The following is a 26,996-nucleotide window of genomic DNA, read 5'->3' on the forward strand; positions in this document are numbered from 1 at the left end:
GCGCGGCGCGCCTCAGGACCGCCGGCGCCTGCGGGCCACGACCGCGAGCAGTGCCCCGCCCGCGAGCAGCGCGGCGGCCACGGCTGCGAGCGCCTCGGTGTCGCTCCCCGTGCGGGGGAGTCCGCCGCCGGTGCCGCTCGGCGGCGGAGCGTCCGTCCCGGGGACGGACGTCGGGGGGACGTCCGTCGGAGGAACTGTGGTCGGCGGGGCCGGGGTGGGAGGCATCGTGGTCGGGTCGTCCGTGGGCGTGGGCGTGGGCGTGGGCGTGGGGGTGGGCGTGGGCGTGGGGGTCACGACGGGCGTGTCGGTCGTGCACGCGTCGTCCGCGACGCACGAGCCGCCGGACCCGGGCGTCACGACGTTCACGAGGGTCCCGTCCCCGCCGTCGGGGTCGTCGACCACGGCCGTGTAGGTCACGGTCGCGGTGCCGCCCACGTCGAGCGGCCCGTCCCAGCGCAGCACGGGGGCGGCGTAGGACGTCGTCCCCGCGGTCGTGTCGACCGCGCCGAGGGTCGCGTCGTCGAGGACGTCGGTCAGGTCGTCCTCGAACGACGCCGGGTCGTCCGCGGTGTACGGGGCGTCGCCCGCGTTGGTCACGGTCACGGTGTAGGTGACCGTCCCGCCGGGCTCGACCTGCGCGGGGGCGGCGGTCTTCTCGACCGTGAAGCCGCGCACGGGCGTGACCGTGGCGCACGACGGCTGGTCGTCGGGCACGCAGCGCGACTCGGGCGGTCCCGCGGCCGTGTTGACGAGGTTCCCGTCCCCGGCGTCCGGGTCGCCGACGACCACCTGGTACGTGATCGTCGCGGACGCACCGACGTCGAGCGGTCCGGTCCAGCGCAGCTCGGGCGCCTCGTAGCCGACGGCCCCGCTGGTCGCGTCCGCGCCCGCGTACGTCGCGTCGTCGAGCACGTCGCTCAGGTCGTCCGTCACGACGGCGGGCCGTGCGGGCCCGTAGGCGACCAGGCCGGTGTTGGTCACGGTCAGGGTGTACGTCACGGTGTCGCCCGGGTCGGCGTAGGCCACGTCGGCGACCTTGGTGAGCTCGAGCGCGCGGGGCGGGATCGCGACCCGGCAGCCGTCCTCGAGGCCCGTGCGGCAGGTCGACCCGGCGGGCCCCGTCACGGTGTTGACGGCCGTGCCGTCGCCGTCGCCCGGGTCGTCGACGACGACCGTGTACGTGACGGTCGCGGTCGCCCCCACGGCGAGCGCGCCCTCCCAGTGCAGCACGGGCGCCGCGTAGGTCGCGGTGCCGGAGGTCGCGGTCGCGGTGCCGTCGAACGTCGCGTCGTCGAGCACGTCGCCCAGGTCGTCGTCGAACGTCGCGGGGTCGTCGGCGGTGTAGGCGGCCGTCCCCGTGTTCTCGACGGTCACGGTGTACGTGACCTCCTCGCCCGGCACGAGGTCCTGCGTCGGCCCGGCCGACTTGAGGATGCGGAGCGAGCGCACGAGCGTGGTCGTGGTGCAGCGGTCGTCGTCGCCCCCGGCCGCGCAGTTCGACTCGTCGGGGCCGGTGACGACGTTGGTGAGCGTCGCGTCACCGCCCGGCGGGTCGTCGACCGTGACCGAGTACGTGACGGTCGCGGTCGCGCCCACGGCGAGCGGGCCCGACCACGCGAGCTCGGGCAGCCCGGTGACGTCGACCGTGCCGGCGTCCGCGGTCGCGCCGTCGAACGTCGCGTCGTCGAGCACCGCGCCCAGGTCGTCGGTGAAGGTCGCGGGGTCGTCGTCGGTGTACGGGACGGTCCCGGTGTTCTCGACGGTCACGACGTAGTCGACCGTGCCGCCGGGGACGACCGTCGCGGGGGACGACGACTTGGTGATCTCGAGCGCGCGCACGTCGCTGCCGTCGGTGAACTCGACGGTCGCGTCGGCGGGGGGCAGCAGGCCCGTGAGGTCGCTGATCTGCCCGGGGCCGTTGGTGTAGCCGGCCGCGGTCGCGGAGGTGACGTCGACCGTGAGGGTGCACGAGACGAACCCGTCGTCGAGCCCGGGCCCGGAGACGGTGAGCGACGTCGCGCCGGGCGACGGTCCCCAGAAGAACGTGCCGCACGTGTCGCTCGCGTTCGCCGGGTCGGCGACGACGAGCCCGTCGGGCAGGGTGTCGGTGAACGAGTAGGGGGGCTTCGCGCCGAGGTCCGACGTGTTGGTGATCGTGAACGTCAGCGTCGAGGAGGTCCCGACCGGCGTCACGGTCGGCGAGAACGCCTTGTCGAGCTGGGGCGTGACCTCCTCGACCACGATGTCGTCGATCGCGAAGTCGTTGCCCTGGCTCGCACCGACGCCGTCGCGCAGGCGCAGCGAGTAGGTCTCGCCGGGGACGAGCGTGCCGATCAGCGCCGACGTGAACGTCGCGACGGCGACGGTGATCTCCTCGCCGTCGGGCGTCGTGACCGTCCGGGTCGGCCCGTCGCACGGTGTCACGGTCGGCACGTACGACGCGTCGGGCACCACGGTCTCGGTGCCGGACGAGTCGACGAGCGAGACCTGGAGCTCGGCGGTCGACGACCCGCAGTTCATGCCGGCGGCCACGGCCGAGATCCGCACCAGGCCGCCTTCGGGGGGCATCGTGAAGATCGGCGCGGTCTCGGAGACCACGAGGTTCGGGTCGGCGACCGTCGCGGCCGTGTAGCTCGCCTGGACGGCGTTGGTCGTCGGGTCGGCGACGCCCTGGCTCTCGCCGATCGCGATGGCCATGCCCTGCATGTGGTCGAAGCTCTGCTCGGGGGTCTCGACCACGGGGCTCGCCTCGGAGCAGTCCTCCGCGCCCTGCACCGTGGTCGCGTCGAGCACGAACCCGTTGCAGTTGGCGCGGTCGGCCCAGGCGGGGTCGGCCGCGTAGGTCGTCGCCCCCACGTAGTCGGGCAGCAGGAGGTTCGGCCCGTCGCCCGCGGCCTCGAAGTCCTCGCCGAACAGCAGGATCGGGTCGTCGGGGGTGCCGGGGCTCCCGGCGGCCGCGAGCGCTGGCAGGGGGGTGGTGGCGCCGAGCGTGCCGGCGAGGAGCGTGCCGGCCAGCACGGTCAGCGCGGTGGCGGCGGCCGTCGTGCGGCGGGCGGCGGAGGGCTGGGGCGCGGTCGGGCGGGGCCCGGGGGTGCGTCGCAGGACGGACATCGTCACCTCGTTCGTTCGGTCTGCTCGCACCCACCCTGGCACCGACCGCGGTTCGCGCCACCGGAAGCCGTTCCGACGACGCCCCATACCTTGTGCTGCTAGGGTAGTGATCCCTAGCAGCACAAGGTATGGGAGTGCGTGGTGCACATCGACAAGGACCTCGTCGCCGCCTCGGCGACGCCGCTCGTGCTCGGCATCCTCGCCGACGGCGAGTCGTACGGCTACGCGATCGTCAAGCGCGTGCACGAGCTCTCGGGCGGCCGCATGCAGTGGACCGACGGCATGCTCTACCCCCTGCTCCACCGCCTCGAAAGGCTGGGCCTGGTCGAGGCGACGTGGGGGGTGTCGGACGTCGGTCGGCGGCGCAAGCACTACGCGATCACGCCCGCGGGGCGGGCCGCGCTCGTCGAGCGCCAGGAGCAGTGGGCCGTCGTCGCCGACGCGCTGCGCCAGGTGTGGGACGCGACCGTCGCGGCGCCCGTGCGCCCCTCGGCCCGGACCGCGCAGGGACTCGCCTGATGGACGCCGGCCTCGAGGCGCAGATCGACCAGTGGCGCGGCTACGTGCGGCGGCACCGCGCGATCGCGGCGTCCGACGTCGACGAGATGGAGGACCACCTGCGGGGCCAGGTCGACGACCTGCGGGCCACGGGCCTCGACGACGACGAGGCGTTCCTCGTCGCGGTGCGCCGCATGGGCGCGCTCGACGCGGTCTCGCGCGAGTTCGCGCGCGAGCACTCGGAGCGGCTGTGGAAGCAGCTCGTCCTGGTCCCGGGGGCGGACGACGCGGGCGACGGCCCGCGGTGGCGTGAGCTCGCGGTCGTGCTGGGGTTCGCGGTCGGGGCGGGCGTCGCGGTGCGCCTCGGCCTGACGCTGCTGCCCGAGGACGTGCTCGCGCGGTTCGTCACGTTCCTCGTGCTGCCGTTCCTCGGCGGCTACCTGGGCTGGAAGCGGCGGATCGGCGTGCGCACGGTGCTCGCGGTCGTCGCGCCCGCCGTGGTGCTCGCGCTCGTGCTCGCGCTGTACCCCTTCGCGGCGGGCGGCTCGACCGAGGTGATCGCGGCGCTGCACGCGCCCGTGGTGCTGTGGGGGCTGCTCGGCGTGGTCTACGTGGGCGGGCGCTGGAGGTCGCACCCGGGACGCATGGACTTCGTGCGGTTCACGGGCGAGCTCGCGGTGTACGTCGCGCTGCTCGCGCTCGGCGGGGGAGTGCTCGTGGGGCTCACGGCCGCGACGGTCTCGCTCGCGGGCGGCGACCTCGAGACCGTGATGGGCGAGTGGATCATGCCGTTCGCCGTCCCGGGGGCCGTGGTCGTCGCGGCCTGGCTCGTCGAGGCCAAGCAGGCGGTCGTCGAGAACATCGCGCCCGTGCTCACCCGCGTCTTCACGCCGCTGACGATCGTGATGCTCGTCGGCCTGGCCGTGGTGCTGCTCGGCGCGGGCGACCTCGCGGACGTCGAGCGCGAGCTGCTGATCCTGCTCGACGCGATCCTCGTGCTCGTGCTGTGCCTGCTGCTGTACTCGATCTCGGCGCGCGACCCGCTCGCCCCGCCCGGCGTCTCGGACCGCCTGCAGCTCGTGCTCGTGGGCGTCGCGCTCGTGGTCGACGCGGTCGCGCTGACCGCGATGGCGAGCCGCATCGCGGAGTTCGGCGCGAGCCCCAACAAGGTCGTCGCGCTCGGCCTCAACCTCCTGCTGCTCGTGCACCTCGTGCGCGCGGGATGGCTCGGCCTCGGGTTCGTGCGCGGCCGGCGCCCGTTCGACGACGCGTCGCGCTGGCAGACGACGTACCTACCCGTGTACGCGGTGTGGGCCGCGGGCGTGGTGCTGGTGCTGCCGCCGGTGGTCGGATTCGTCTGAGCCAGGCTCGTCTGATCCCCACGATCTCGCGGCTCCGGCGGTGCGCGGGGTGGTGAGCGCCACAGGGTTGTGCATTGATTCACAAACTCTGTTGCCATATCGTTATCTCCATAGCCCGACGAATGGCCGGCCGCTCCATGGCCGTGTGCTAATGGGCACGAGGTGCGGAATGCGGTGTCGGCCCCCGCCTCGACAGCTTGCCGAACCCCCGAGACTCCGGGCGGCGTGACGGACACCCTCGCCGCGCCCGGCCACGAGAGCGAGAGCACCATGACTGCTGAGACCCCGACCGTCGAGACCACCCAGGACCGCCGCCGCAAGGCCGCCAAGATCTCCCTCGCCGCGATCGCCCTGCTGGGCATCGGCGCCGCCGCGACGTCGGCCGCGTGGAGCGACGACGTGTGGTTCGGCGGCACCGCGAACGCCGGCACCTTCGAGGTGCAGGGCTCGCTCGACGGCACCACCTGGACCGACGCCGACGACGAGGCGACCTCGATCGCGATCCCCGACAGCGAGCTCGAGGGCCTCGTGCCGGGCGAGACCCGCACCGTGACCCTGTACCTGAAGAACGCGAGCGACGTGACCGCGACCCTCGCCCCCGACGCGGCCGTGACCACCGCGGGCGACGTCTTCGCCGGCAGCAACCCCGCGCTCGTCGACGTCGAGACGATCGCCGACCCGGAGCTCGACGCCGACGAGGAGACCTCGGTCGACCTCACCGTCACGACCCCCGAGAACTGGGGCGACACCTACCAGGGCACCGACGGCACGATCGTCGTGACCTTCCAGGCCCAGTCCTGACCCCGGCCCTCGGCCGGACGGCGCCCCGCGCCGTCGTGAACCCCCGGCCGTAGGCTCGCACCGATGCGCAGAGCACTCCGAGTCGTCGGCAACGTGACCCTCTGGGTCGTGGCCGTCCTCGGGGTGCTCTCGGGCGTGGTGTGGGCCGCGACCGCGGCCGGCTGGATCCAGCCCCTCGTCGTGATCTCCGGCTCGATGGAACCCACGATCAGCACGGGCGACCTGCTGATCGACCGCCCCACCGACACCGACGGCGTCGAGGTCGGCGACGTCGTCTCGCTCCCGAGCGACCTCACCGGCGAGATCGTCACGCACCGCGTCGTCGAGATCGACCACCACGACGACGGCGGCGCCGAGATCCGCATGCAGGGCGACGCCAACCCGGCCGAGGACATCGCCCCGTACGAGGTCGGCGACGAGGTGCTGCACCCCGTGTGGCAGATCGACGGCGCAGGCTACTGGGTCGTGCGCATCCAGCAGCCGTCCGTCGCGATCCCGCTGCTCGTGACCGTGCTCGCGCTCGTCGGCCTGTCCCTGATCGGCCCCGCCCGGAAGGAGGACCCCGCATGACCGACCGCACCGCGCGTCGTCCCGCGTTCGTCGCGGCCCTCCTCGCCTTGCTCGCGCTCCTGGGCCTCGCCGTGGCGCAGCCCATCGCGACCACGGACGCCGCATGGAGCGACGACGCGGTCGTCGCTGGCGCGGCGAGCGCCGGCACGTGGGGCGGCGGGGGCGGTGAGGGGCCGATCACCCCCGGCGACGACGCCACGATCGTCTCGAACGAGGCGTGGACGGTGTCGTCGGAGCAGCAGTTCTGCGTCGCCTTCGACGTCACGACCGAGAGCACCACGCCCGTCGAGTGGAGCGTGCTGCTCGCCACGTCGCTCGCACCGTTCAACGGCGCGCACCAGGGCGACCTCACCGGGGCCACGCTCGCGTCCGAGCCCGACGCCGAGGGCGTCGCTCGTCTCGTCGGGACCGTGGGCTGGGAGGGCCAGGCCTGGCACGCCGTCCAGAACAACCACAGCATCGTCGCGGGACAGACGGCCTCCGTGAAGGTGTGCGTCTACGACGCGGGCACCCCGGAGATCGTGCAGCCCGGCGACGACACCTACACGTACACGACCGTCCTCCAGGAGAACGGCGTCAACAACCAGGCGTGCGCCGTGACCACCGTGACGGGGCACTCGCAGTTCTACGTGGGCGTCGAGGTCGTCGTCGACTGGTCCGACCTGCTCGACGCGGCGCTCGCGGCCGGGCAGATCACGCCGGCCGAGTACGAGTACCTCCTCCCGCTCGATCTCACCGTCTGGGACTCGGGCGGCATCTGGGACGCGACCGTCGACGGCGACACCTACACCGCACGCCCCGAGACCGGGTCGGCGGGCTCGGTCATGGACGGGAAGACGCTCACCGTCAAGGGCTGCACGGGCTGACGCGTCCGGGCCACCCGAGGCCTGTGGAACGATGGGACCCCGACGTGCGGCGTCCGCCGCAGGACCGACCCCGAGGACCCGATGACCGAGCACGAGCCCGTGACGGGCGACCACGTCGTGACCGTCGACGACGCCGGCCACCGGACCGGCACGTTCGCGCGCTCCGCGGTCCACACGACCGAGACCCCGCTGCACCTCGCGTTCTCGTGCTACCTGCTCGACGACGCCGACCGCGTGCTCATGACGCGCCGCGCGCTCGTCAAGCGCACCTGGCCGGGCGTGTGGACCAACTCGTTCTGCGGCCACCCCCGGTGGACCGAGACGACCGCCGAGTCGATCGACCGGCACGCGAGCCACGAGCTCGGCGTCGCGGTGCGCGACGTCCAGGTCGCGCTGCCCGACTTCCGGTACCGCGCGGTCGACGCCTCGGGCGTCGTCGAGAACGAGGTCTGCCCGGTCTACGTCGCGCGCGTCGTCGGCGACGTCGCCGCGAACCCGGACGAGGTCGCCGAGCACCACTGGGTCGACGCGCGCGACCTCGCCGCCGCGACGGCCGCGACCCCGTGGGCGTTCAGCCCCTGGATGATCTGGCAGCTCGACGCGCTCCGTGCTGCGGTCGCCGACGCCCCCCTCACGGCCCCCGCGCCGGGCGCGCGGACGCTCGCCCGGGTGCTCGGCCTGTGACCGAGGAGCTCCCCCTCCCCGATCGCGACGCCCCGTTCGAGGACCACCTGGCCTGGGCGCGCGCGACCCCCGCGGACGTCGCCCCCGACCTCGTCGCCCGACGCTGCACCACGTCGTCCACCCGCTGGGACTACGCGGACGTCGCGGCCGACGCGGTCCGGTACGCGACCGGGCCCGTGCTCGACCTCGGCACCGGCACGGGCGACCTCTTCTCGACGCTCGCACCGTTCCCCGAGGGCTCGGCCGCGACCGAGGCGTGGCACCCGCACCTCGCGCTCGCCCGACGCCGGCTCGAACCCCTCGGCGTCGAGGTGCGTCCCGTCGGCCCCGGCGTCGACGACGGCCTCATGCTGCCGTTCCTCAGCGCCCGGTTCTCGGTCGTGCTCGACCGGCACGAGGCGTTCGACCCCGACGAGGTCGCGCGCGTGCTCGCGCCCGGCGGCACGTTCGTGACCGAGCAGGTCGACTCGCGCGACGGGATCCGCATCAACACCGCGCTCGGGGCGCCCCTGCCCTGGGGGCCCGACGACGTGACCCTCGAGGGCGTGGTCGCCGACGTCGAGAGCGCCGGCCTCGTGGTCGACGACGTCGACGAGCACGACGGCACCCGCACGTTCCGCGACCTCGCGACGTTCTGCTGGTACCTGCGCGCGGCCCCCTGGCAGGTGCCGGCGCTCGCGGACCTCTCGCCCGCGGGCGTGGCCCGGTTCGAGGCGCCGCTGCGCGCGCTGCACCTGCACTTCGCCTCGGGCCGGGACTTCGTCGACGAGGCGCCCCGGTTCGTGGTGCGCGCCCACCGGCGCGGCTGACCCGGCCGTTCGGCCAGCGTTCACCCGGTCGTCGTTCGGGCGTCCGCGCCCGGTCGCGCCCGCTGCCTAGCGTGGGGTCCCATGACCACCACGGACCCGCGGCGGGTCGTCGACGCCGCGGGACCGGGCGTCGGCGCGGTCGGGACGCGCCCCGCCGCGCTCGTGCTCGACGCGCTCGGCGTCGTGCTGCACCCCACGCCCCGCCCCGACGCGCTCGACGCGCTGACCCCCGTGGTGCGCGACGTGCTCGACCGGGCCGGGCACCGGATCGACCCGGCCGTGCTCGCGGGGGTGCTCGCCGAGGGCCTGCACGCGCTCGACCAGTGGGAGGCCGCCGCGGGCCACGCGCCGACGCCGCCCGCGCTCGGTGCGCGCGGGACCGTCGAGCTGCTCTCCGGGCCGCTGCCGCCCGGCGCGCGGGCCGCGCTCGTCGCGGCGTCCGACGACCTGCTCGCCGCACTCGTGCCGATCCTGCACGACCACGCGCCCGACCCGGGCGCGCACGCGCTGCTCGACCTCGCGGGCACGCTCGACGTGCGCGTGGGCCTCGTCGCTGGCACCCGCTCGGGGCGGGCGCTGCGCGCGGTGCTCGGCGCGCACGGGCTGTCGGGCGCGCACGTCGCGGTCGAGGTCTGCTCGGACGAGACGGGCCTGCACCCCGCCGACCCGGCCGCGCTGCGGCTCGCGACGCAGGCGCTGGGCGCCGCGCCCCGGCGCACCTGGTACGTCGGGGGAGCGGGACGCGCGTCGGTGCGCGCCGGCCGTGGCGCCGAGATGGGCGCGGTGCTCCTGCTCGGCGTCCAGGAGGGCCCGCTCGCCGGCGTCCGCCCGGCCGACCTGCGGGTCGCGTCGCTCGCGGACGTCGCGCTGGCCCTCGACCGGGCGCTGCCCCCCGTGAGCGCCCCGGGACGCGCCGTGCCGGGCGTGCCGCGCGGACGGCGCGCGCCGCTGCGGGTCGAGCACCCGCCGTCGGCCGTGGTGCTCGACCACGTCGGCGTGACCGTGACGACCGTGCCCGACCGTGGCGCGGCGCAGGAGCGGGCGCGGTGCGTCGCGGACCGGCTCGCGGCCGTGGGCGTCGTGGTCGACGGCCCCGCGGTCGCCCGGGCCGTCGCGCGCGCGACCGAGGCCGCAGGGTCCGCGCCCTACGACGGGGCCGTGACGCCCGTCGAGTTCTGGAGCGAGCTCGTCGCCGACGAGCTCGACGCGTGCGTCGCACCCCCCGCGCGCGAGACCGTGCGGGCGTGGCTGCGCGCCGAGGCCGTGGCGCTCACGGCCGAGCACGAGAGCACCGCGCTGCGCGCCGAGCTGCGCCCCGGGGTACGCGCCGTGCTGCAGCACGCGCGCGACGTCGGCGTGCCCGTCGCGGTCGTCTCGGGGACGCTCGGCGCGTCCGCGCTGCGGGCCCAGCTCGCCGACCTGGGCGTCGACCACCTCGTCGCGACGGTCGCGTGCGCGCGCGAGCTCGCACGCCGCAAGCCCGACCCGGCGGTCGTCGTCGAGGTGCTGCGCGTCATGGGCGCCGACCCGGCGACCGCCTGGTTCGTCGGGGACGAGCCCGCCCGTGACGTGCCCGCCGCGCGCGGGGCCGGGGTGCGCAACGTCGTCCTCGTCCGGGGCGGGGAGACGGCCGACCTCGCGCTCGGGGCTGCGCGGGGCGCGCATGCGCCCGACCACGTGCTGACCGAGGTCAGCGAGCTCATCGACCTCTGGCCGCGGTGACACGACCGTTACGGCACGACCGCTATGGCACGACCGGTACGACATGGCCGCGGGCAGGGAAGAGCCCGCGGGTCGGTGGTCTCCCACCTGTCGTGCTGGACGAGTGCACGACCCCCGCGGGCCCCGGTGGCTGCGTCGGTCTCGCCGGTCAGGGGTCCGGCTGGACCGGCTCAGCGGCCGTCCTGCGGACTGCGACTAGCGCGCAGCCACCTCGAAAGTCCCGAGCTTGATCATTCCTCGGACCACCTCCTTTCCTTCGTGACGACGACGCTACGCCGCGTCCCGGAGGGGCACCAGGGAATTTCCGCGCGGCGTCGTCAGCCCAGGCGGGAGAACACGCCGCCGACGATGACGACCGCGGAGATCACGATGCCGGCGACCGCGAGACCGTTCGAGTAGCCCGCCGCGCGCGACTTGTTGAGCGCGACGATCGACAGGATCAGGCCCACGAGGGCGAACAGGAACGAGAACACGAACCCGACGATGCCGAGGGTCTTGCCGGGGTTCTTCTCGGGGGCGCCCTGGGGCCCCGGGTATGCGACGGGCGCCTGCGGTGCGGCGCCGTAGGGGGACTTCTGGTCGTAGCTCATGAGTGCTCCATCGTCGACTCGGTGCGCCGACCGGGCGTCGCCGCGCGCGTAGTCTCTCGACGATCGGGCGCGACGTCACGGCCGTCCTGTGGGCGAGACGCCCCGCGCGCCCCGGGGCCGCCCACGAGACAATGGCGCGATGTTCCGCATCATGACCGTCTGCACGGGCAACATCTGCCGCTCCCCGATGGCCGAGGTCGTGCTGCGCGCACGCTTCGCCGAGGCCGGGCTCGGCGACGTCGTCGTGGTCGACTCGACGGGGGTCAGCGACGAGGAGGCCGGGAACCCGATCGACCCGCGCGCCCGGGCAGTGCTCGCCGAGCGCGGGTACGCCGTGCCCGAGCACACCGCGCGGCAGGTGCTCTCGACGGACCTGCCGGCGCGCGACCTCGTGCTGCCCATGACGGCCCGCCACGCACGCGCCCTCGACCGGCTCGTGCGCGCGGCGGGCAACGACGGCGCGCACGTGCGCATGTACCGGACGTTCGACCCGACCGCGCCGCGCCTCGGCCCGGACGACCCCGCCGACCTGCTCGACATCGAGGACCCGTGGTTCGGGGGCGTCGAGGACTTCGTGACGTGCCTCGACCAGGTCGAGGCGGGCGCCGAGGGCGTCGTCGCCGCCGTGGTCGAGCTGCTCGCCGCGGGCCAGGGCAGTATCGGCCAGGGCGGTGCCGGCCAGCGCGGTGCCGGCCAGCGCGGTGCAGATCAAGGCGCTGCAGGTCAGCGCGGCTCGGGTCCTGCGCTCGGGTCCTCGGGCGCCTGACGGTCGGCTCGGGTCCGCGACCCCGGGTCCCGGTGCCACGTCGCGGCCCGCGGCGGGTCGACCCGGATCGCGGTCGTGTCGGCGACGGTCCCGGCACGCTCGGCCGCGGCCTTCGCGTCGGCCCGCTCGCGCGCGCCGCGCAGCCGCACGACCGTGCGCCGCGGCGTCGACTCGCCCGGCACGGACACGGGCACGCCGTCCGCGTCGAGCTGCTCCGCGTCGTCCGCCCGCACGCCGAGCCGGCCCGCGACCGCGGAGCCCGTGAGGCCGTACACGATCGCGGTGAGCAGCACGACGCCGAACACCACGGGCACGAGCTGCGGGAACGGGTCGCCCGCGGCCTCGAACTCGAGCGCGAACACCGAGGCCGTCGACGCGGCGACGATGCCGCGCGGCGCCATCCAGGCGACGAGCCCCTTCTCGTTGCGCGTCAGGTCGGAGCCCACGGTCGCGACCGACGTGACGAGCGGCCGCAGCACGAGCACGAGGATCGCGACGATGATCAGCGTCCCGCCCGCGTAGCGCACGAGCGCGTCGAGCTCGACGCGCGCCGAGAGCAGGATGAACAGCGACCCGACGAGCAGCATGCCCAGGTGCCCGCCGAACTCGTGCAGGGGCTCGATGTCGACGAACCGCTGGTTCGCGAGCGCGACCCCGAGGAACGTCGTCGCCCACAGGCCGGCCTCCTCGTGGATCCCCTCTGCGATCGAGAACGCGACGAACGCGAACGCGATCGCGAGGATCACCTCGGTGCCGGGCGGGATGCGCCCCCACCGCACGACCACGACGTAGACCGCGGCGACGACGACGCCCGTGCCGATCCCTGTCAGCCCCGTCTGGAACAGCCGGGGCGCGGCCTCGTGCAGGACGACGTTCGCGACCGTGAGCGCGATCGTGGCCCCGATGGGGTCGATGAAGATCCCCTCGAACGCGAGGACCGAACTCACGCGCTCGCGCGGCCGGATGATCTGCAGCAGCGGGCCGACGACGGTCGGCCCGGACACGATGAGGATCGCCCCGATCACGGCCGCCTTGCCGATCGAGAGGTCGAGCACGAGCCAGGCCGCGAGTGTCGCCCCGATCCCCGTGAGGATCGCGCCGATCGTGACGAGGCCGAGCACCGGGCGGCGCGCACCCCCGCGCAGGCGGCGGAAGTCGAGCTTGAGGCTCTCCTCGAAGAGCAGGAGCGCCACGCCGAGCGACACGAGCGGGAAGAGCCCGCTGCCGAACACCGCGTCGGGGTCGAGGATCCCGGTCACGGGCCCGACGAGGAGGCCGAGCGCGAGCAGCACGAGGATCGACGGCAGGTGCACCCGACGCGCGACGACCTGGCCGAGCACGCCGAGCACGACGACGATCGCGATGCCGGTGGTGAGGTCCATCAGCCGGCCTCGTCGCGGCGGCGGCGGTCGGCCTCGGCCGCGGCGTCCTGGGCTGCGCGGATGTTGCGCTGGCGGCGCTTCTCGGACGCGCTGCGCCCGCGGAACAGCAGGCCGTGGCCGTCGCCCGCGCGCGCGGCGTCCTCGGCGTCCTTCGCCGCCGCGGCGCGCGCGGCGGCCGCAGCACCCCGCTCGTCCGTGCCCTCAGCACCCTCGGTGTCCTTGCGCAGCGGCTCGCCGCCCTCCTCGCCCGGGTCGTGCAGCATGTGCGACTCGACGAGGTCGTGGCGCGTGAACCACGTGTTGGCCGCGGCCTGGAAGGTCGCGACCACGGGCAGCGCGAGGAACGCGCCGAGCGCGCCGAACACGGCCCCGAACGCAAGCACCGACACGAACGACACGGCCGGGTTCATCGATAGCGCGCGTGCGGTGATGCGGGGCGAGATCAGGTAGTTCTCGACCTGCTGGTAGACCAGGATGAAACCGAGCACGAGCAGCGCCTCGGTCGTGCCCTGCGAGGTCAGCGCGATCGCGACGGGCAGCGCGCCGCCGATGTACGTGCCGATGGTCGGCACGAACTGCGACACGACGCCCGTGAACAGCCCGAGCGGCAGCGCGTAGGGGGTGTCGATCACGAACAGGAAGATCGACGTCGCGACGCTGCAGAACATCGCGAGCACGACGCGCGAGCTGATGAAGTCGGAGACCTTGATCTGGGTGATCTCCCACAGCCGGAGCACCTCGGTCTGGCGGCGGGGAGTGAGCCACGAGCAGATCGACGACCGGAAGCGCGGGCCGGCGGCCATGAGGTAGTACGTCACGAGCCCGATCGTCAGCGCCGAGAAGAACACGCCGAGCACCGAGGTGCCGATGCCCGCGAGGATCCCGGCGAGGTCGTCGCCGTACTGCCCGAGCGCACGCTTGAGCAGCTCGTCGCTCGGGGGCAGGTCGAGCTCGAAGCTGTCGTGCGCCCAGGTCGCGACGTCCGCGTAGAGGTCCGGGACGGACTTGATGAGCTGCACGAGCTGCTGCACGAACAGGTTGCCGAACAGCGCGATCACGGCGCACGCGGCGAGGATCGACCCGACGAACACGACGCCGGTCGCGGCACCTCGACGCCAGCGCCGGCGCACGAGCCACACGACCATCGGCTCGAGCATGAGCGAGATGAAGAACGCGATGAGCAGGTTGACGATCAGCCCGTTGAGCTGGCCCAGCGCCGTCCACGCGAAGATCGCGAGGAACACCGCGATCGCGCCGATGAACAGGCTGCGGGGCAGCCACGCCGGGGGGCGGCGCGAGTCGTGCAGCAGCGGTCGTTCCCCGCCGTCCGCCGCTCCTGGCCCCACGGGGCCCATTGGGGTCGTCATGCGCGCGACGATACCGGGCCGTTGCGCGCGGCGCGCCGCCGTCGGGCACCCCGCGGGCGTGGCCGCCTCGCCCAGGATCCTCCCGGGATGCCGTGCGACGATCGAGGTGCGAGCATCGCACCGCGTGAGTCGACGATCCCGGGCGCGCGGCGCCCGGACGAAGGAGAGCGAGCATGTCAGCAGAAGCAGGGTTCGGGCCCGTCGAGTTCATCGTCGTCGGGCTGCCCGGCGGCGGTGTGCCGGACGCCGTGACCGCGGAGATCCGTCGTCTGGTCGAGGCCGACGTGGTGGACCTCCTCGACGTCGCGTACGTGTCGGCGTCGGTCGACGGCGAGCTCACGACCAAGGAGCTCGAGGACCTCGAGGAGTACCCGGCGCTCGCCGAGGTCGGCCTCGACATGCCGGGTCTCGCGGGCGAGGAGGACCTCCAGGAGGTCGCCGAGTCGCTCGAGCCGGGAACCTCGGCGCTCGTGCTCGTGGTCGAGCACACGTGGTCGCGCGGGTTCGTCGGCGCGGTCACCGCCTCGGGCGCGGCCGTGCTGCAGAGCACGCGCATCCCGGCGGACGTGGTCAACGAGGTCGCGGCGCTCGCCGGGGCCGAGAACGAGGGAGAGGGACGATGAGGGGACGCGTGGGACGGGTCGGCCGTCCGGGGCTCATCGGCACGATGGCGCGCACCGCGGTGATCGCGGGCACCGCGAACGCCGTGACGGGCGCTCAGAACCGCCGCCAGGCGGGCCGGCAGCAGGAGCAGTACGCCGCGCAGCAGTACGAGGCGGAGCAGCAGCAGGCGCAGATGCAGGCCGCGGCCCAGCAGGCGGCGGCCCAGCAGGCCGCGCTGCAGGCGCAGGCCGCGCCGCAGCAGGTCGCCGCGACGCCCGTGGGCGGCGGCGACGACCTCATGGCGCAGCTCGAGAAGCTCGGCCAGATGAAGCAGGCCGGGATCCTCGACGACGCCGAGTTCGCGGCGGCCAAGGCCAAGCTGCTCGGCTGAGCGTGCCGGGCCGAGCCGGCCCGGCGGCGTCCGACACCATGCGGCGCCCGACACCATGCGGCGTCCGATGCGACGTCCGATGCGGCGTCACCCCTCGGGGTGGCGCCGCATCGTCGTTCCCAGAGCGCGTCCAGGAACTCGCAAGATAACGAACTGGTGACGACCGGCGGGTGAGATTGACCGTCCATGTCCTGACACGGCCGGACGCATCGGGCATCGCGACGCCGGACGGCCCCGATGCGCGATTGCAGTACCCCGACACCCGTGTGGCAATGGAGAAGCCGACCCGGGCGGGTTCGACGACGTCCCCGCCCTCGCGACATCCATCGGGGGTTCCATCATGGTCAAGGCTTCGACGTGGGCGACGGGCGCCCAGGCACCACGCGGACGAGTGGGCCGCACGCGCAGCAGGGCGGTCGCCTCGGTGGCCTCGACCTCGCTCGTGCTGACGCTCGGTCTGGTCGCGGTGCCGGTGCTCGACGTCGCGACCGCGCCCGAGGCTGCCGCGGTGCCGGGGCAGCCGGGCGTCATGGAGTCCCCGAGCTTCTTCTACTTCGAGAACTTCGAGAACATCACCTGGCAGGAGCCCGACGAGGCCGGCACGGGGTCGAACGAGAACGACTGGGACGCGGGCGACTTCGTCCAGACCCTGACCGACTTCCCGTACGGCGCGGCCGGGACCGAGGCGAACTACCAGCCCGGCTACACCAACGTGGACGGCCTGACGTACTCGGCCGACCAGGACTGGGCGGCGGGCAACTTCTGCAACGGCATCATCGTCGCGGCGCACGGCACCATCTCGTACCAGGCGAACACGTTCGACTCGCCGCGGCCGCAGTCGTGGCCCGACCCGCTGCTCAACCCCACGGACGGCTGCATCCCCACCGGGGCGCAGGCCGACAACACCTGGTTCAACCGGCTGCGCTCGATGGCCCGCGCGATGGGTGAGTGGCACCAGAACGCCAAGTACCCGTACCTCGGGATCGTGCCCGCGGACACGCCCGACGACAACCACATCGTCTCGTCGTACACGAACGTCGGGACGGGGCAGACCATCGAGCCCGGGTCGATGCTCGAGTTCGATCAGCCGCTCCCGGTCGACCCCGGGCGGTACTACCAGTTCTCGGTCGACGTGGCGAGCCAGAGCTGCAACGTCTCGGGGGCCGTGGGCGCCGAGCCGCAGTTCCTCGTGACGCAGGCGGACGGCACGTCGATCTCGGCGTTCAGCGAACCCGTCGACACGTGCGTCGTGGCACGCGACGCCGAGTACGGCATGGTCGTGCCGGGCGTCGGCGCGACCAACCAGTCGCGCCAGACGCGCATCGGCACCTGGCTCGGGGACACTGCGCTGCGCTCGACGGGCGACTCGATCGGCATCCAGATCCTCAACGAGCAGGAGTCCGGTGCCGGCAACGACACCGCGTTCGACAACATCACGATCCTCGACACGACCCCCAAGCTCGACAAGCAGTTCTCGGCGAGCCCGCTCCCGGTGGGCGCCGACGCGACCCTCACCTACACGGTGACCAACACGTACGACCCGCTGGTCGACGAGAACACGCCGTCGGGGCCCAAGGAGGACTTCTCGTTCACGGACGTCTTCAACGACGGCGACCTCCAGCTGACCGGCACGTCGTCGACGACGTGCGGCGACGGCACCGTCACGACCGACGTCGCGACCGGGACGGTCTCGCTCACCGGGGGCGACCTCGTGGGCACGAACCTCGTGACCTGCACCGTCACGGTCGGGGTCACCTCGGACGTCGCGGGCACCTACACCAACGGGCCCGACGACTTCACCGACCTGTTCGGGCTCGCGGAGCCCGGGTCGACCGACATCACGTTCGAGGAGCGTCCGGCGGTGCAGTGCCCCGCGGCCGCCCAGCTCTGGCAGTTCGTGACCGAGCCGCCGACGACGGTGTACGACGTCGACCTCGTCACGGGCGACTTCGTCGACCGCGGGCACGTGCCGCAGTTCGGCGTCAACGGGGTCGGCTTCAACGCGCTCGACGGGCAGAACTACGGGGCGCTGGTCCCGGGGCAGTCGACGAACCCGCCCGAGCTCATCCGGACCTCGGTCGACCTCCAGACCCAGGAGAACCTCGGTCAGCCCGACTTCTCGGGCGTGGACTTCGACGTCGACGACCTCGTCTCGACCGCGTTCAACATCGGGGACGTCTCGCCCGACGGCATCTGGTACGGCTCGACCACGCAGGGCGGGCTCGCGTCGTGGATCGCGGTCGACGTCGACCCCCTGTCACCGACGTTCATGGACGTCGTCGCCGGCGACCCGTCGTACGGCACGACCGCGGCGAACCTGGTCTCGGGCGCCGACTGGTCGTGGCACGACGGTCTGCTCTACTCGGTCGGGTACAACACGAACCAGAACCCGCGCACGACGGTCCTGTTCTCGCTCGACCCGAGCACGGGCACGGCCAGCACGCAGGTCGTCGCGCCCTACGGGATCATCACGGCGCCGGACGGCGTCAACCCGTCCAACTCGGCGGGCATCGGTGCCCAGTGGGGCGCGACGTACATGGACGACGCGGGGTACATGTACGCGTCGAACAACGGCACGGGCCAGATCTGGCGGTTCAACCTGAACGCGCCGGCGCAGCCGCCGACGTTCTTCTCCTACGGCCCCGCCTCGACCGGCAACGACGGCTCGCGCTGCCCGAGCCCCGTCCCGGTCGACCTCGGTGACGCCCCGACGGGCTACGGCACGACCTACGACGCCGACGGCGCCCGGCACGGCATCGTGTCGTTCGACTCGACCGCGGGAACCGCGCCGCTCATGCTGGGCTCGCGCGTCGACGCCGAGACCGACGGCGCGCCGTCGGCCGGTGCCGACGGTGACGACACGGCCGACGTCGCGGACGAGGACGGCGTCGCCGTCCCGCTGAGCGTGCTCGTGGGCGAGGCCCCGAGCATCCCGGTGACGGCGACCAACGACTCGACCGAGGACGCGACCCTCGTCGCCTGGTTCGACGCGGACCTCGACGGCACGTTCGACCCGGGCGAGGCGAGCACCGCGATCACGGTGCCGGCCGGGTCGGGCTCGGCGGCGTACACGGTCGAGCTCCCCGCCGCGGACTCGGTGGGGACGACCTACCTGCGCGTCCGGCTCTTCGCGGGCGCCAACGCCGCGCCCGAGCCCACGGGCACGTGGAGCGGCGGCGAGGTCGAGGACTACCTGGTCGAGGTCGTCGACCTGCCGCTCGACCTCGGTGACGCGCCCGACACCTACGGGACGACGATCGCGGCGGACGGCGCGCGGCACGGCGTCGTCGACTACGACGAGGACACGAACACCGCACCCCTGATGCTCGGCGACAGCGACACGGTCGACGTCGAGGACGACGGTGCGCCGTCGGCCGGGGCCGACGGTGACGACTCCGCCGACGTGGACGACGAGGGCGGCGTCAGCGAGCCCGTCACGGCGCTGCTCGGTCAGGACCTCACGCTCGACGTGACGGCGACCAACGACTCGACGACGGACGCGACGCTCGTCGCGTGGCTCGACGCGGACCTTGACGGCGTCTTCGACGCGGGCGAGGCGAGCACGGCGGTGACGGTCCCGGCCGGGTCGGGCGTCGCGACGTACCCGGTCACGGTGCCCGGGCCGGAGGTCGGCGGCGAGACGTACCTGCGCGTGCGGCTCTTCGCCGGCGCGAACGCGGCCCCGCTGCCCACGGGCCTGTGGGTCGGCGGCGAGGTCGAGGACTACCAGGTCACGGTGCTCGAGCCCGAGCTCACGATCGTCAAGTCCGCGGGCGACCTGACCGAGGTGATCCCCGGCCAGGAGGTCGAGTACACCATCACGGTCGAGAACACCGGCGACATCGCCTACACGGACGAGAACCCGGCCGCGATCTCCGACGAGCTCTCCGACGTGCTCGACGACGCGGTGCTCGACGAGTCGTCGATCGCGGTCACGCCCGACGTGGGCGAGCTCGACTACACCGAGCCCGACCTGACGTGGTCCGGCCCGCTCGCGGTCGGCGAGACCGTGACGATCACCTACACCGTCACGGTGCTCGACCCCGACACGACGGACGGCAACCGCGACCTGTACAACACGGTCGTCGGCCCGCCCGAGTCGAACTGCGACCCGAACAGCGTCCCGGCCGACCCGCGATGCACGGTCGAGCTGCCGGACCGCGCGCTGCACATCGAGAAGTCGGCCGCGCCCGAGGGCCCGGTCGCTCCCGGCGACGTCGTGACGTACACGATCACCGCCGAGAACACGGGCTTCGTGGACTACGAGGCGCCCGAGCTCGCGTCGTTCGAGGACGACCTGACGGACGTGCTCGACGACGCCGCGTTCGGCACGTCGAGCGCGCAGGTCGACGGCGTGGACCGCGGCGAGCTCACGCTCGACGGCTCGACGCTCTCGTGGGAGGGCGAGCTCGCGCCGGGCGAGGTCGTCACGGTGACCTACACGGTCACGGTCGCCGACCCGGTCTCGGGCGACGGCGTGCTCGACAACGTGGTGACCGGCCCGACCGAGTCGAACTGCGACCCGCTGAGCGACCCGGCCGACCCGCTGTGCTCGACGTCGACCCCGGTCGCGGACTACGAGGTCGTCAAGACGGTCTCGTCGCCCGAGGGCGTCGCGGTGGGCGACCAGGTCGAGTACACGCTCGTCGTGACCAACACGGGCGGCGCCGCGTACACCGCGGACGAGCCCGCGACGGTCGAGGACGACCTGACCGGCGTGCTCGACGACGCGACGTGGGACGACGCGCTCGTCGTCACGCCCGACCAGGGCACTGCGGCGTTCGACGGCACGACGCTCACCTGGGCCGGCCCGCTCGGGGTCGGCGAGAGCGTGACGATCACGTACTCGCTCACGGTCGCCGAGCCGGGCGACGGGGACGGCGTCATGGTCAACGCGGTCACGGGCGGGCAGTGCCCCGACCCCGCCGTGACCGACGAGGACGACCCCGCGTTCGACCCCGACTGCGTGACGCGCACGCCCGTGCTCGTGCCGGGCCTCGACATCACCAAGACCTCGGACGCCGGGGCGACGGTGCTGCCGGGCGACACGGTCTCGTACACGATCACGGTCGAGAACACGGGTGACGTCGCGTACACCGCCGAGAACCCGGCGACGCTGACGGACGACCTGACCGGCGTCCTCGACGACGCAGCCTTCGGGGGTGACGCGGTCGCCTCGGCGGGTACTGCGACGTTCACCGCACCGAACCTCACCTGGACCGGGCCGATCCCGGTCGGGGGGACCGTGACCATCACCTACACCGTGACGATCGACGAGGCCGTCACGGGCGACGCGGTGGTCGAGAACGTCGTGACCGGCCCGCCCGGGTCCAACTGCGACCCCGAGGCCGACCCGTCCGACCCGGACTGCTCGACCTCGACCCCGGTGCGCTCGCTGCGCATCGTCAAGTCGTCGTCGGGCGTCGACCCGAGCGTCCCGGTGTCCGCGGGTGACGTGGTGGCCTACACGATCACGGTCGAGAACACGGGCGCCGTGGCGTACGCGGCCCCCGACCTCGCGTCCATGGTCGACGACATGACCTCGGTGCTCGACGACGCCGAGTACCAGCTCGACGCGGCCGTGACCTCCGACAACGCGGACGTCGGCACGCTGTCCTACACGGCGCCCGAGCTCACGTGGTCCGGCCCGCTCGAGCCGGGCGAGGTCGCGACCATCACCTACACCGTCGTCGTCGACGACCCGATCACGGGTGACGGGATCCTGACGAACACCGTCACGGGCCCGCCCGAGTCGAACTGCGACCCCGAGCAGGACCCGGCCGACCCGGCCTGCACGGTCACGATCCCCGCGCCGATCGCGGACCTGACGGTCCTCAAGGAGGTCGACGTCAGCCAGGCCGAGCCGGGCGACGTCGTGACCTACTCGGTCGTGGTGACCAACACGGGCGAGGTGCCCTACTCCGCGTCCAACCCGGTCGTGCTCGCGGACGACCTGACCGACGTGCTCGACGACGCCGACTACCTCGGCGGGGCCGTGACGTCCCCGGCCGGGGTCGGGGAGTTCGAGTTCGCGTCGCCGACGCTGACCTGGACCGGCCCGCTCGACGTGGGCGACTCGGTCACGCTGACCTACGCCGTCACGGTGCACGACCCGGCCGACGGCGACGGGGTCATGGACAACGTCGTGACCGGCCCGCCCGAGTCCAACTGCGACCCCGAGGCCGACCCGTCCGACCCCGACTGCGCCACGAGCACCCCGGTCCGCTCGGTCGCGCTGTCCAAGTCGACGACGTCGGACGACGACCCCGTCGTCCCGGGCAGCGTCGTGACCTACACGGTCGTGGTCGAGAACACGGGCGCCGTCGCGTACGAGGCGCCGGACCTGCTCGAGGTCTCGGACGACCTCGCCGCGGTGCTCGACGACGCGACGCTCGACGAGACCTCGTTCGCGGTCACGTCGTCGGCCGGCGGGACACCTCCCGTCCCGGTCCTCGACGGCACGAGCTGGACCTGGAGCGGCCCGCTCGCGGTCGACGAGATCGTGACGATCACCTACCAGGTCGAGGTCGACGACCCGTCCGACGGCGACCTGTCGCTCGTCAACGTGGTGACCGGTCCGCCCGAGTCCAACTGCGACCCCGAGCAGGACCCCGCCGACCCGGAGTGCACCACGACGACGCCCGTCCAGGCGGCGTCCGTGGTCAAGACGTCGGACGCCGAGGGCTCGGTCGTCCCCGGCCAGGTCGTCGAGTACTCGGTCACGATCACGAGCACCGGCACCGCGCCGTACACCGAGGACTCCCCGGCGTCGTTCGAGGACGACCTCTCGGGCGTGCTCGACGACGCGACGCTCGACGAGGCCTCGGTGACCGTCACGCCCGACCAGGGCGAGGCCACGGTCTCGGGCACGACCCTCACGTGGTCGGGCCCGCTCGAGGCCGGCACGCCGGTCACGGTGACCTACACGGTCACGGTCGACGACCCGCCCGAGGGCGACGGCGTGCTCCTCAACGCGGTCACGGGCGCCCAGTGCCCCGACCCGGCGGTCACCGACCCCGAGGCCGAGGGCTACGACCCCGACTGCGTGGTCGAGCTGCCCGTCCGGGCCCTCGAGATCGTCAAGACCTCCGACCCGACCGACGCCGTCGTGGTCGGTGAGGTGGTCACCTACACCGTGACCGTCACGAACACGGGCGGCTTCGCGTACGTCGACCCCGACCTCGCGACCTTCGAGGACGACCTGTCCGAGGTGCTCGACGACGCGCAGTACGGGAACGACGCGGCCGCGTCGACCGGCGCGGTCGTGTACGACGAACCGTTCCTGTCCTGGAGCGGCGAGCTCGCCCCGGGCGCGGTCGCGACCATCACGTACTCGGTCACCGTGGACGACCCGGTCACGGGCGACGGGACCCTGACGAACGCCGTCACGGGCCCGCCCGAGGCGAACTGCCCCGACCCCGCGATCACCGACCCCGAGGCCGAGGGCTACGACCCCGACTGCTCGACGCAGGTGCCGACCCTCACGCCGGCGCTCGCGATCGCGAAGTCGGCCGACACGGCCGGACCGGTCCTGCCGGGCGACGTCGTGACCTACACGGTCACGGTCGAGAACACCGGCCAGGTCGCCTACACCGAGCTCGCCCCGGCCTCGTTCCAGGACGACCTGTCCGAGGTGCTCGACGACGCGACGGCCGACCCGACGTCGGTGGCGGTCACGCCCGACCAGGGCACGGCGCTGCTCGTGGGCTCGACGCTCACGTGGTCGGGCCCGCTCGCGGTCGGCGAGAGCGTCGCGGTGACCTACACCGTGACGGTCGACGACCCGCTCACGGGTGACGGCTCGCTCGTCAACGTGGTGACCGGCCCGCCCGAGTCCAACTGCGACCCGGAGCAGGACCCGGCCGACCCCGACTGCACGGTCACCGTGCCGGTGCGCTCGCTCGCGATCGCCAAGACCTCGGACGCCCCGGGCCAGGTGCTGCCGGGCGGCGACGTCACGTACACCGTGACGGTCACGAACACGGGCGGCGCGGCGTACACCGCGGACGACCCGGCGACGATCGAGGACGACCTGTCCGCGGTGCTGGACGACGCGGTGCTCGACGAGTCGTCGGTCGCGGTCGATCCCGACCAGGGCGAGGCGACGGTCGACGGCACGACCCTCACGTGGTCGGGCCCGCTCGACCCGGGTGACGCGGTCGAGATCACCTACACCGTGACGGTCGCCGACCCGGTCTCGGGCGACGGCGTGCTCGACAACGTGGTGACCGGCCCGCCCGAGTCCAACTGCGACCCCGAGCAGGACCCGGCCGACCCGGACTGCACGGTCACCGTGCCCGTGCGTTCGCTCGCGGTCGCCAAGGCCGCGGACGTCGCGGTGGCGGACCTCGGCGACACCGTGACGTACACGCTGACCGTGACGAACACGGGCGGCGTCGCGTACACCGAGGGCGACCCGGCGGCGATCTTCGACGACCTCGCCGAGGTGCTCGACGACGCGGCGTTCGGGACGATCTCCACGACGGCGACCCCGCCGACGCCGGCGACCTCCGACGCGGAGTTCGACGGCGACTCGGTCCAGTGGTCCGGCCCGCTCGCGGTCGGCCAGACGGTCGAGATCGTCTACACCGTGGTCGTCGCCGACCCGGCGACGGGCGACCAGGTGCTCGACAACACGGTCGTCGGGCCGCCCGAGTCGCCGTGCGACCCGGCGCAGGACCCGGCCGACCCGGAGTGCACGGTCACGGTGCCGGTCCGGTCGCTCGAGATCGTCAAGACCTCGGACGCGCAGGACGGCGTCGAGCTGGGTGACCAGATCGGGTACACGATCACGATCACGAACACGGGCGAGGGCGCGTACACCGAGGACGACCCGGCGTCGTTCGCGGACGACCTGTCCGAGGTGCTCGACGACGCGACGTTCGACGAGGACTCAATCGTGGTCTCGCCCGACCAGGGCGCGGCCGCGTTCGACGGGACGTCGCTCGCGTGGTCGGGCCCGCTCGACCCTGACGCGACGGTGACCGTGACCTACTCGTTCACGGTGAACGACCCCGCGTCCGGCGACCGCGTGCTCACCAACGCGGTGACCGGCCCGCCCGAGGCGAACTGCCCCGACCCCGCGGTCACCGACCCCGAGGCCGAGGGCTACGACCCCGACTGCTCGACCCAGGTGCCGACGCTCGAGCGCGAGCTGCGGATCGCCAAGGCCGTCGACGTCGACGAGGCGCTCCCGGGCGACGTCGTGACGTACACGGTCACGGTCGAGAACACGGGCGAGGTCGCCTACACGGCGACCGACCCGGCGTCGTTCACGGACGACCTGTCGGCGGTGCTCGACGACGCGACGCTCGACGGGACGTCGATCACGACCACGCCCCCGCAGGGCTCGGTCACGGTCCTGGCCACGACCCTCTCGTGGTCCGGCCCGCTCGCGGTCGGCGAGAGCGTCGAGGTCTCCTACGCCGTGACGGTCGACGCGCCGCCCACGGGTGACGGGCTCCTCGACAACGTCGTGACCGGCCCGCCCGAGTCGAACTGCGACCCGGAGGCCGACCCGAGCGACCCGGAGTGCTCGACGAGCACCCCGGTGCGGGCCCTGACGATCGTCAAGACGGGCGAGGAGCTCGAAGGACCTCTCGAGCCCGGGCAGACGGTCGACTACCAGATCGTCGTGACCAACAGCGGTCAGGTGGACTACACCGAGGACGCGCCGGCCTGGCTCGACGACGACCTCACCGAGGTGCTCGACGACGCGACGTTCGACGAGTCGTCGGTCGCGCTCTCGCCCGACCAGGGCAGCACGACGTACACCGAGCCCGTGCTGCGGTGGGAGGGTCCGCTCGCCGTCGGCGAGTCGGTCACGATCACGTACAGCGTCACGGTGTCGTCGCCCATCACGGGTGACGCGGAGCTGCTCAACACCGTGCAGGGCCCGCCCGAGTCGACGTGTGCCGACCCGACCGCCCCGGGCTGCTTCGTGATCGAGCCCGAGCGCACGCTCGAGCTCACCAAGACGGCCGATCCCGACGGGGCCGTGCGCCCCGGCGAGACGGTCACCTACACGATCACGATCACCAACCCCGGCCAGGCGGCGTACACCGACGAGTTCCCGGCGGTCGTCGTCGACGACCTCGCCGCGGTGCTCGACGACGCGGTCTACAACGACGACGGCGCGGTCGACCCGGACGCGGGCGAGGTCGTCTTCGCCCCGGACTACGACGCGCTCGTGTGGGTCGGTCCGCTCGCGGGCGGTGCGACCGTGACGCTCACGTACTCGGTGACGGTCGACGACCCGCTCACGGGCGACGGGATCCTCACCAACGTGGTCTTCGACCCGACCGAGCCGCCCGAGTGCACGGAGGGCGTGTGCGGCCCGGTGCCGAAGGGCCCGCCGGAGTGCGTCGACGGCGTCGACCCGGCGACGGGCGGCCCGTGCGGCACGACCGAGACCCCGGTCAAGGGTCTCGGCATCGAGAAGACGGCGTCCACGCCCGACGAGCAGGGCTGGGCGGGCGCGACCCAGGACGTGACCTACGAGGTCACGGTCACCAACACGGGGGCGTTCGCCTACACCGACGACGAGCCGGCGGTCGTCACGGACGACATGTCCGACGTGCTCGACGACGCGACGCTCGACGCGGCGTCGGTCGCGGTCGACCCCGACCAGGGCGAGGCCACGGTCGACGGGACGACGCTCACGTGGTCGGGCCCGCTGGGCCTGGGCGAGTCGGTCACGATCACCTACACGGTGACCGTCGACGACCCGCCCTCGGGTGACGGCTCGCTCGTCAACACGGTCACGGGCCCGCCCGAGTCGAACTGCCTCGAGGGCGGCGAGGACGGCTGCACCACGACCACACCGGTCCGGGCGCTCGACATCGTCAAGACGTCGGACGCCGGGGACGAGGTCTCGCCGGGCGACACCGTGGGCTACACGGTCGTCGTGACCAACACCGGGACGTTCGTCTACACCGACGACGAGCCGGCGGTCATCACCGACGACATGTCCGACGTCCTCGACGACGCGACGTACCGCGACGACGTCGCGGTGAGCCCCGACCAGGGCGCGGCGTCGTTCGACGACCCGGAGCTCACGTGGTCCGGGCCGCTCGCGCCGGGCGAGTCCGTGACCCTGACCTACTCGGTCACGGTCACGGGCGACGGGGACGCGAACCTGCTCAACGTGGTCACGGGCCCGCCCGAGTCCACGTGCGCGGCGGACCCGAGCATGAGCGCCCCGTTCGGGGCCGGTCCGCAGGTCGGGACGCTCACGCTCCCGGCGCTGCTGGCCGAGAACAACCCGAACTGCTCGACCGAGGTGCCCGTGGTCGACCCGCCCGTGCCGGCCCCGCCGACCGCGGCGCCGCCGACGACCCCGCTCCCGCGCACGGGTGCCGAGGTGCTCGGGCTCGTCGGCCTCGCGGCCGCGATGCTGCTCGTCGGCGCGGTCATCACCGCGGGCGTGCGGCGCATGCGGGGACGGGAGACCCCGTGACCCGAGCGCAGGTCGCA

General features: G+C 73.4%; 16 protein-coding genes. 12 read left to right on the forward strand and 4 right to left on the reverse strand.

The window, feature by feature from the left end; genetic code table 11:
* Positions 1 to 12: 12 nt before the first annotated feature.
* Positions 13 to 3,111, reverse strand: coding sequence for a DUF7927 domain-containing protein (locus tag CLV28_RS13255; protein ID WP_170062676.1), 3,099 nt, complete (start codon positions 3,109 to 3,111; stop codon positions 13 to 15).
* Positions 3,112 to 3,252: 141 nt separating this feature from the next.
* Here CLV28_RS13255 and CLV28_RS13260 point away from each other — a divergent pair, with 141 nt between their 5' ends.
* The 8 genes from CLV28_RS13260 to CLV28_RS13295 all read left to right on the forward strand — a co-directional run bounded on the left by CLV28_RS13260 (position 3,253) and on the right by CLV28_RS13295 (position 10,422).
* Positions 3,253 to 3,630: a PadR family transcriptional regulator gene (locus tag CLV28_RS13260; protein WP_100423907.1), complete on the forward strand. Its 378-nt coding sequence runs from the start codon at positions 3,253 to 3,255 to the stop codon at positions 3,628 to 3,630.
* Positions 3,630 to 4,970, forward strand: a complete 1,341-nt coding sequence (locus CLV28_RS13265) for a permease prefix domain 1-containing protein (RefSeq protein ID WP_100423822.1) — start codon at positions 3,630 to 3,632, stop codon at positions 4,968 to 4,970. Before CLV28_RS13260 ends, CLV28_RS13265 begins: the two co-directional genes overlap by 1 nt.
* Before the next feature lie 225 nt (positions 4,971 to 5,195).
* Complete coding sequence (locus CLV28_RS13270; protein ID WP_100423823.1) at positions 5,196 to 5,771, forward strand: SipW-dependent-type signal peptide-containing protein; 576 nt, start codon at positions 5,196 to 5,198, stop codon at positions 5,769 to 5,771.
* A gap of 63 nt (positions 5,772 to 5,834) precedes the next feature.
* On the forward strand, positions 5,835 to 6,341 hold the full coding sequence (locus CLV28_RS13275; RefSeq protein ID WP_100423824.1) for a signal peptidase I: 507 nt from the start codon (positions 5,835 to 5,837) through the stop codon (positions 6,339 to 6,341).
* Positions 6,338 to 7,207 (forward strand): hypothetical protein, encoded by an 870-nt coding sequence (locus tag CLV28_RS13280; protein WP_100423825.1) that lies wholly within the window; start codon positions 6,338 to 6,340, stop codon positions 7,205 to 7,207. The genes CLV28_RS13275 and CLV28_RS13280 overlap by 4 nt, the downstream gene beginning before the upstream one ends.
* Positions 7,208 to 7,288: 81 nt before the next feature.
* The gene (gene idi / locus CLV28_RS13285) at positions 7,289 to 7,891 is read left to right on the forward strand and encodes an isopentenyl-diphosphate Delta-isomerase (RefSeq protein ID WP_100423826.1); all 603 of its coding nucleotides are present in this window, start codon (positions 7,289 to 7,291) and stop codon (positions 7,889 to 7,891) included.
* Positions 7,888 to 8,700: a class I SAM-dependent methyltransferase gene (locus tag CLV28_RS13290; RefSeq protein ID WP_100423827.1), complete on the forward strand. Its 813-nt coding sequence runs from the start codon at positions 7,888 to 7,890 to the stop codon at positions 8,698 to 8,700. The genes idi and CLV28_RS13290 overlap by 4 nt, the downstream gene beginning before the upstream one ends.
* 81 nt (positions 8,701 to 8,781) lie before the next feature.
* Positions 8,782 to 10,422, forward strand: a complete 1,641-nt coding sequence (locus tag CLV28_RS13295; protein ID WP_100423828.1) for an HAD family hydrolase — start codon at positions 8,782 to 8,784, stop codon at positions 10,420 to 10,422.
* Positions 10,423 to 10,739: 317 nt separating this feature from the next.
* Here the strand turns inward: CLV28_RS13295 and CLV28_RS13300 are convergent, their stop codons facing one another.
* Complete coding sequence (locus tag CLV28_RS13300) at positions 10,740 to 11,012, reverse strand: DUF4190 domain-containing protein (RefSeq protein ID WP_100423829.1); 273 nt, start codon at positions 11,010 to 11,012, stop codon at positions 10,740 to 10,742.
* A 139-nt stretch (positions 11,013 to 11,151) separates the two neighbouring features.
* On the opposite strand from CLV28_RS13300, the gene CLV28_RS13305 reads away from it, so the two are divergent.
* On the forward strand, positions 11,152 to 11,778 hold the full coding sequence (locus CLV28_RS13305; RefSeq protein ID WP_308440379.1) for a low molecular weight protein-tyrosine-phosphatase: 627 nt from the start codon (positions 11,152 to 11,154) through the stop codon (positions 11,776 to 11,778).
* Here CLV28_RS13305 and CLV28_RS13310 read toward each other — a convergent pair.
* Both CLV28_RS13310 and CLV28_RS13315 read right to left on the reverse strand, forming a co-directional pair.
* Positions 11,736 to 13,160 (reverse strand): cation:proton antiporter, encoded by a 1,425-nt coding sequence (locus CLV28_RS13310; RefSeq protein WP_100423830.1) that lies wholly within the window; start codon positions 13,158 to 13,160, stop codon positions 11,736 to 11,738. The genes CLV28_RS13305 and CLV28_RS13310 overlap by 43 nt on opposite strands.
* On the reverse strand, positions 13,160 to 14,527 hold the full coding sequence (locus tag CLV28_RS13315; protein WP_239073170.1) for an AI-2E family transporter: 1,368 nt from the start codon (positions 14,525 to 14,527) through the stop codon (positions 13,160 to 13,162). The genes CLV28_RS13310 and CLV28_RS13315 overlap by 1 nt, the downstream gene beginning before the upstream one ends.
* Positions 14,528 to 14,700: 173 nt before the next feature.
* Between CLV28_RS13315 and CLV28_RS13320 the strand changes: the two genes are divergently transcribed.
* The 3 genes from CLV28_RS13320 to CLV28_RS13330 all read left to right on the forward strand — a co-directional run bounded on the left by CLV28_RS13320 (position 14,701) and on the right by CLV28_RS13330 (position 26,979).
* Positions 14,701 to 15,150, forward strand: coding sequence for a DUF6325 family protein (locus CLV28_RS13320; RefSeq protein WP_100423832.1), 450 nt, complete (start codon positions 14,701 to 14,703; stop codon positions 15,148 to 15,150).
* Positions 15,147 to 15,521, forward strand: a complete 375-nt coding sequence (locus CLV28_RS13325) for an SHOCT domain-containing protein (RefSeq protein WP_100423833.1) — start codon at positions 15,147 to 15,149, stop codon at positions 15,519 to 15,521. Before CLV28_RS13320 ends, CLV28_RS13325 begins: the two co-directional genes overlap by 4 nt.
* Positions 15,522 to 15,945: 424 nt before the next feature.
* Complete coding sequence (locus tag CLV28_RS13330; protein ID WP_157802647.1) at positions 15,946 to 26,979, forward strand: DUF7927 domain-containing protein; 11,034 nt, start codon at positions 15,946 to 15,948, stop codon at positions 26,977 to 26,979.
* The last annotated feature ends 17 nt before the right edge of the window (positions 26,980 to 26,996 follow it).

It is taken from the genome of Sediminihabitans luteus, assembly GCF_002797595.1.
Taxonomy (GTDB): Bacteria; Actinomycetota; Actinomycetes; order Actinomycetales; family Cellulomonadaceae; genus Paraoerskovia; species Paraoerskovia lutea.

Coding starts and splice junctions, on each gene's coding strand:
- CLV28_RS13255 (WP_170062676.1), bottom strand. CDS start 3,111: ATGTCCGTCCTGCGACGCACCCCCGGGCCCCGCCCGACCGCGCCCCAG.
- CLV28_RS13265 (WP_100423822.1), top strand. CDS start 3,630: ATGGACGCCGGCCTCGAGGCGCAGATCGACCAGTGGCGCGGCTACGTG.
- CLV28_RS13275 (WP_100423824.1), top strand. CDS start 5,835: ATGCGCAGAGCACTCCGAGTCGTCGGCAACGTGACCCTCTGGGTCGTG.
- CLV28_RS13280 (WP_100423825.1), top strand. CDS start 6,338: ATGACCGACCGCACCGCGCGTCGTCCCGCGTTCGTCGCGGCCCTCCTC.
- idi (WP_100423826.1), top strand. CDS start 7,289: ATGACCGAGCACGAGCCCGTGACGGGCGACCACGTCGTGACCGTCGAC.
- CLV28_RS13295 (WP_100423828.1), top strand. CDS start 8,782: ATGACCACCACGGACCCGCGGCGGGTCGTCGACGCCGCGGGACCGGGC.
- CLV28_RS13300 (WP_100423829.1), bottom strand. CDS start 11,012: ATGAGCTACGACCAGAAGTCCCCCTACGGCGCCGCACCGCAGGCGCCC.
- CLV28_RS13305 (WP_308440379.1), top strand. CDS start 11,152: ATGTTCCGCATCATGACCGTCTGCACGGGCAACATCTGCCGCTCCCCG.
- CLV28_RS13310 (WP_100423830.1), bottom strand. CDS start 13,160: ATGGACCTCACCACCGGCATCGCGATCGTCGTCGTGCTCGGCGTGCTC.
- CLV28_RS13315 (WP_239073170.1), bottom strand. CDS start 14,527: ATGACGACCCCAATGGGCCCCGTGGGGCCAGGAGCGGCGGACGGCGGG.
- CLV28_RS13320 (WP_100423832.1), top strand. CDS start 14,701: ATGTCAGCAGAAGCAGGGTTCGGGCCCGTCGAGTTCATCGTCGTCGGG.
- CLV28_RS13325 (WP_100423833.1), top strand. CDS start 15,147: ATGAGGGGACGCGTGGGACGGGTCGGCCGTCCGGGGCTCATCGGCACG.